General features: G+C 70.5%; 8 protein-coding genes. 4 read left to right on the top strand and 4 right to left on the bottom strand.

Going from position 1 to position 5,377, the window contains the following annotated elements; all coding sequences use genetic code 11:
• Positions 1-349: nuclear transport factor 2 family protein (locus JF597_RS49320; protein ID WP_294012503.1), on the top strand; the 349-nt coding region annotated here is incomplete at its 5' end.
• Between the two features lie 181 nt (positions 350-530).
• Here the strand turns inward: JF597_RS49320 and JF597_RS49315 are convergent.
• Positions 531-1,406 (bottom strand): helix-turn-helix transcriptional regulator, encoded by an 876-nt coding sequence (locus JF597_RS49315; protein ID WP_294012501.1) that lies wholly within the window; start codon positions 1,404-1,406, stop codon positions 531-533.
• Between the two features lie 131 nt (positions 1,407-1,537).
• Between JF597_RS49315 and JF597_RS49310 the strand changes: the two genes are divergently transcribed.
• Positions 1,538-2,488: an NAD(P)-dependent alcohol dehydrogenase gene (locus tag JF597_RS49310; RefSeq protein ID WP_294012498.1), complete on the top strand. Its 951-nt coding sequence runs from the start codon at positions 1,538-1,540 to the stop codon at positions 2,486-2,488.
• Positions 2,489-2,622: 134 nt separating this feature from the next.
• Here the strand turns inward: JF597_RS49310 and JF597_RS49305 are convergent, their stop codons facing one another.
• Together JF597_RS49305 and JF597_RS49300 are read right to left on the bottom strand one after the other, a co-directional pair.
• Positions 2,623-2,775: a hypothetical protein gene (locus JF597_RS49305; protein WP_294012495.1), complete on the bottom strand. Its 153-nt coding sequence runs from the start codon at positions 2,773-2,775 to the stop codon at positions 2,623-2,625.
• A gap of 189 nt (positions 2,776-2,964) precedes the next feature.
• A complete protein-coding gene (locus JF597_RS49300; protein ID WP_069760124.1) occupies positions 2,965-3,417 on the bottom strand; it encodes a MarR family transcriptional regulator in 453 nt (150 codons plus the stop codon).
• A 63-nt stretch (positions 3,418-3,480) separates the two neighbouring features.
• On the opposite strand from JF597_RS49300, the gene JF597_RS49295 reads away from it, so the two are divergent.
• Positions 3,481-3,849, top strand: a complete 369-nt coding sequence (locus JF597_RS49295; protein WP_294012489.1) for a VOC family protein — start codon at positions 3,481-3,483, stop codon at positions 3,847-3,849.
• 46 nt (positions 3,850-3,895) lie between these two features.
• Here the strand turns inward: JF597_RS49295 and JF597_RS49290 are convergent, their stop codons facing one another.
• The gene (locus JF597_RS49290; RefSeq protein ID WP_294012487.1) at positions 3,896-4,810 is read right to left on the bottom strand and encodes a GNAT family N-acetyltransferase; all 915 of its coding nucleotides are present in this window, start codon (positions 4,808-4,810) and stop codon (positions 3,896-3,898) included.
• A 119-nt stretch (positions 4,811-4,929) separates the two neighbouring features.
• Here JF597_RS49290 and JF597_RS49285 point away from each other — a divergent pair, with 119 nt between their 5' ends.
• Positions 4,930-5,268: a hypothetical protein gene (locus tag JF597_RS49285; RefSeq protein WP_294012484.1), complete on the top strand. Its 339-nt coding sequence runs from the start codon at positions 4,930-4,932 to the stop codon at positions 5,266-5,268.
• Positions 5,269-5,377: the final 109 nt, after the last annotated feature.

The raw sequence follows: 5,377 nt of genomic DNA, 5'->3' as shown, positions 1-5,377 counted from the left end.
CTCGAGAACCACCATCCACCAGGTGACCAACCACATCGTGGACTTCGACGACGCCGACCGCGCCAGAGGCGTCGTCTACTGCCGGGATCAGCTCGAACGACCCTCCACCGGCCAATGGGAGGTCGGGGAACTGCAGTACTGGGACGACTACCTGCGTGTGGACGGCGAATGGTGCTTCCGGCGGCGGAAGTTCCACCGCTGGTACCTGACCGACGCACTGTCCAGACCCGCACACGGCACCGGCGTGAACGACGGCAGCGACCCGCTGGGCGCCCGTCAGCTGCCCGAGTCCTTTCCGACCTGGGCGCCGTACTGGGCCTCCGCCGACAGCCACTCCCCCCACGCCTGACCGCCCGTACCTCGTCGTCGCTCGGATGACACCCCGGGACCGCACCGCTCTACGGGCAGTGTCCTGGGGGGCTCCCTTGGTCAGCGCGGCGGCGTCTCGCCGACGTCACGTACGCCATGGCATTTCCGACCGGGCCCGATCCCGCACGGCCGCGGCATGGGAGGTTACGTAGGCCGGCGTGTCAAGGCCGGTGGGGCGCCGATTGCGCGCCGGCTTCCTGGGTGTCGAGCAGACGTGCGAGCAATCGGAGCCGTTCGGTGTCGGGGCTGCCGTCCTCGGCGGTGAGGACGATGAGGACGGGGCCGGAGGCGCCGGGGATCGGGTAGGCGTCCCAGTCCAGGTTCAGTTCGCCGACGAGTGGGTGGTTGACGCGCATGCGGCCGCGGGTCACTTCCTCGATGTCGTGGCGGGCCCACAGGGTGGCGAACTCGTGGCTGCCTACCGCGAGTTCGCCGACGAGTTCCGCGCCGCGCGGGTGGCTGGGGTCGGCGGCCACCTGGGCGCGCAGCATGCCGGTCAGTTCCGCGACGGTGGCCGCCCGCTCTGGGCAGGCGTGGTCGGCCTCCGGGTGCAGCAGAAGACCCAGCAGGTTCCGCTCGGCCTGTGGCAGCTGGGTGAACGCCCCCAGCAGGGAACCTGCCAGCGGGTTCCAGGCCAGTACATCGAGGAAGCGGCCCACGACCATCGCGGGCGCGGTCGTCGTGTGCAGCAACCGCAGCGTGGTGGGCGGTACTTCCTCCGGCCCGTACGGTCGCGGGGGCCGGGCCGGGGTGCGCGCGGCGGCGGCGAGGCTGTGCAGGTGCCGGGTCTCCTCGGCGGAGAAGTTGAGGGCACGGGCGAGGGCGTCGAGGACCTGCTGCGAGGGCCGTACGTCGCGCCCCTGTTCCATGCGCTGGTAGTAGTCCGCACTGACCCCGGCGAGCAGGGCCAGCTCCTCACGGCGCAGTCCGGCGACGCGGCGCCGCGGGCCGGGTTCCAGGCCGACGTCCCGTGGGTGCAGCCGGGTGCGGCGGGTGCGCAGGAAGTCGGCAAGTTGGCGCCGGGGTTCGTCTGTCACGGCGTCAGTATGCCGCTGAAGCGGCCCACGAGGGTGGGTCTGCCAGTCCCAGGAAAAGCCGAACGACCACGATGTCGCGAGGAGGGGCCAGGCTCGGTGGCACGCAACCGACCCCCGAGTGAGGAACGCTCATGGAATCCGCTCAGATCACCCGCTTCGGTGGACCGGACGTCCTGCAGGTCAATGACATCGAGCGGCCCGTTCCCGGCCCGGGCGAGGTGCTGGTGCGGGTCGGGGCGTCCAGCGTGAACGGACATGACGTGCTCGTCCGCTCCGGCCAGGTGCGCATGGTGTCGGGACGCCGGTTTCCCATTGCTGCCGGACTGGACTTCGCGGGCGAGGTCGCCGAGACCGGAAGCGGCGCGGAGGGGTACCGCGTTGGGGACCAGGTGTGGGGCATGGTGCATCCCCGTCAGCGGCACACGACGGCCGGGGCGGCCGAGTACGTCGTGGTCCCCGCAGGCCGCATCGCTTCCACCCCGGCGGGCCTGTCGCCGGTGGACGCGGCCTCCCTGGTCGTCGGGGGCGCGACGGCGCTGATCGCACTGCGGGACTCCGTGCGGCTGGTGAAGGGGGAAAGGGTCCTCGTGCGGGGCGCGGCCGGCGGAGTCGGCACGGCCGCCGTGCAGTTGGCGCACGCCATGGGTGGCCACGTCACCGCGCTGGCCCGCGCCCGTCACGCCGAAGCCCTGGGCGACCTGGGCGCCGACCAGGTCCTCGACTACAGCGACACCACCCCTGAGCAGAGCGGGCCGTTCGACGTCATCGTCGACACGGTCGGCTCCGACCTGAGCCGTTACCGCCGGCGCCTGACGGACAGCGGCCGGATGGTCACCGTCGCGCTCTCGGGTCCCGTTCTGGCCGCGATCGCCGCATCCACGGTGCACGGAGCCCGCCGCGTGCGCACCTTCAGCGCCAATCCCGGCAGCGCTCTCCTGCACGACCTGGCCGACCAGGTCACCTTCGGCGCACTGCGCCCCGTCGTGGCCGGCGTGTACCCCTTCGCGGACATCGCCTCAGCCCACCGGGCGTTCGAACGGGGCGGTGCCATCGGCAAACACGTCGTTGCCATGTCCGGCTGACGGGGCTCACCGAGCGGGTTTGGTCAGCGATGGACGGGGTCGCCTGCGCTGCGCTTGGGTCGAATTCGGGCAGCAACGGCACCATGGTCTGGCGATCGTGGCGGTCACCGTTTCGACCAACGCCCCTGCATCGGCTACGCGGAGTCGGCCGACCACATCACGTCGACGGTCTGGTCGCGCCTCGTGTCCCCGGCGTCGAAGGCCGAGACATTGAGCTGACGCACCAGCATCATCGGGGAAGCTCCGGTGCACAGCGGCCTGACCGCGTCGAACGGCCAGGCCGACATGTACGGGATCGACAATTGACCGGTTGCTGACGGCCCGCACCCGCCGGTGGTGGCCCGGGCGCCACCGGGTGGGCCGGCCGCTTGATCACGGCTCGACGTTTCCAGCCGGTATCGGACGAGACGAACCTGCGGCAGTGGAACGGGAAAGCCTCCCGGAAGATCTCCAGGAGACCTGCGCCGGGGAACGAGCTATGTACCGTCGTTGCTCTCGCGCAAGGAATGGATCATGCTCCGCAGGCTCCGGAACGCGTCTGACTGCTCGGTCTCGGTCATGCCGGCCAGCATTCTGACCTCGACGGACCGGACCGCCACGGTCGCCTTCTCGAGGCTCCGTCGGCCGCGAGGCGTGAGCCGCGTGGGAAGAACCTTTCCGACGGGTGCCTCCGTGGGCCTGGTCACGTAGCCCTCTCGTTCCAGGGCCTGGAGCAGCACGTTCATCGACTGCCGTGTCACGAACGCGCCCCGTGCGAGCTCGGAGTTCGACAAGCCCGGTCGTTGAGCCAGCAGTTCGAGGCAGGAGTAGCGCGTCACGTTCATCCCGAGCGGTCGCAGCACCTCCTCCATGGCCGCGCGGAGGGCGCTCGACGCCTCCTTCAACAGGTAGCCCAGTGACGTCTCGAGATCGACACCGTCTTGATTCATGTCAGCATTCTGACATAGGTTGACCCGTGTCAGAAAACTGACATGAGCAGAAGGAGCAGCGTCATGCCCGCCATCGGTCCCGACTTCATCTCACTCCAAGCGCGCGACCTCGACGCTTCGCAGGCGTTCTACGAGCAGTACCTGGGCCTGGTCCGCTCACCCACCGGACCTCCGCACGCCGTCGTCTTCGAGACGAAGCCGATCGCGTTCGCACTCCGCGACGTCATCCCCGGCACCGATCTCGCATCCGTCGCTCAGCCCGGCATCGGTGTCGCGATCTGGCTCCACTCCACCGACGTCCAGGCCATCCACGACGCGCTCGCCGCCGACGGTCACACCATCGTCTCCGCACCGATCGACGGCCCCTTCGGTCGGACCTTCACCTTCGCCGACCCCGACGGCTACCAGGTCACACTCCACGACCGCGCCTGACGATCACCGGCCGGGGTCCGATCCGGTACCGGCCAGGGAGCCGATCTCACCCCGGCAGGTGCTCCCAGCGGCGGTCGGTGCGGGTCAGTTCACGGAAGCCGGCCGAGGTCAGGTAGGCGATCGCCGTCTGGTCGCTCGCGGCTTCGTAGGCGAGGAGACGGTCCGCCCCGCACAGGCGCAGCCAGTCGGCGGCTTGGGCCAGGAGCCAGTGCTCCAGGCCCGTGCCGTACGCGCCCGGGTCGACGTGCAGGTTGCCGATGTCGGCGAGGCCGGCGGCGCGGGCGTGTCGCTCCGGGCGGGCCAGGGAGGTGTCGACCTCGATGAAGCCAAGGGCGCGCCCGTCGGCGTACGCCGTGAGACGAGTGCCGCACTCCCCCAGCGTGCGCTGGACGGTGATGCCTGGGCGGGCCTCGGCGGGCGGCAGGTCGGGCACCCGAGCGATCAGGATCACCTCCGTGTCGCCGACATGCCTGAAGCCCACGCGTTCGAAGGCGGCACGGATGTGCGGCCAAGTGTGGGGCAGGCCGTACACCCCGGGAGCGGGCACCTCTCCGCCGGCGTACCGGACCCGTACGTTCCACCGGGCGAGCTGGGCCAGGCAGGCGCCCATCATCAGGTCGGCGGCCTCGTCGGTACCCTGCCGGAAGGAGGCCGCCGGATGGCAGAGAAACCAGTCGATCTCCCCGACTTCCCGGTAGGACTCACCGACGTCCGGGCCTGACCGGTAGCGCAGCAGATGCGCGGCGGCGATCACGTGATCGCGCTGCTCGGCGACGAGGGTGACGCGTTCACTCACCCACGGGTCGGTGATGAACTCGTCGGGCCGCCGCTCCAGGGCGCTGAGCACCGTGTTCGTCGAGACCGAGACACCGGGGACGACGGCCGATACATGCGCGTTGACCAGGTCGGTGAGCTGGTCGCGGTCGTGGCGGCGGAAGGGGCGCACCGTGAGCGCGGGCATGCGGGGACCTCCGGGTCTTTGGGGTGTGCGCTGGAGGCCGCCATGTGGTGCGGTACGGGGCGAGGGTACGTCGGTCCGCGCGCCGCACGCCACCCTGTTGCCGCGGGATGGCCGGGACCGTGGCCCGGGCTCACTGCGTCCGGCACAAGGGCATCGCCGAGTCCTGCAACTCGCAACTGCTCGGCATAACAGTCGCGTACCGGGTCCTCGAAACCCGACGCTTCGCGGACGACCTGCTGCTCGGGTACCTGGGCGTCGACTTCACGTTCACCGACCGGCCCCCGCTCGACGTCGAACTCGCGGCGCTGGTGAAACGTGCCGAGGACGACTGGTCCGATCGTCCACCAGCAGGTGTCCAGCCTCCGGCGGGGTGTCGGTGCGCACGCGCGACACGGAGTCCGGTCGTGCGGGCGGTCGCATCAGGCGGTCCGTGGCCGCACGTCGGCCAGGGACCGTAGGAGTTGCGGGGCCGGGTGTCGAGCGAGACGGTGGTTGGCGACCGGACTTCGTGATGCGGCCGGACCGCCGTACCTCACCGCGACGAGGTGATCCCGCCCCGTGTTCCCG

It is taken from the genome of Streptomyces sp., assembly GCF_019510245.1.
Taxonomy (GTDB): Bacteria; Actinomycetota; Actinomycetes; order Streptomycetales; family Streptomycetaceae; genus Streptomyces.
This window is presented reverse-complemented; position numbering and strand designations above follow the sequence as displayed.

Excerpts from the sequence above, each read along its gene's own strand:
- JF597_RS49310 (WP_294012498.1), top strand. The coding sequence starts at position 1,538 with ATGGAATCCGCTCAGATCACCCGCTTCGGTGGACCGGACGTCCTGCAG.
- JF597_RS49305 (WP_294012495.1), bottom strand. The coding sequence starts at position 2,775 with ATGTCGGCCTGGCCGTTCGACGCGGTCAGGCCGCTGTGCACCGGAGCT.
- JF597_RS49300 (WP_069760124.1), bottom strand. The coding sequence starts at position 3,417 with ATGAATCAAGACGGTGTCGATCTCGAGACGTCACTGGGCTACCTGTTG.
- JF597_RS49295 (WP_294012489.1), top strand. The coding sequence starts at position 3,481 with ATGCCCGCCATCGGTCCCGACTTCATCTCACTCCAAGCGCGCGACCTC.
- JF597_RS49290 (WP_294012487.1), bottom strand. The coding sequence starts at position 4,810 with ATGCCCGCGCTCACGGTGCGCCCCTTCCGCCGCCACGACCGCGACCAG.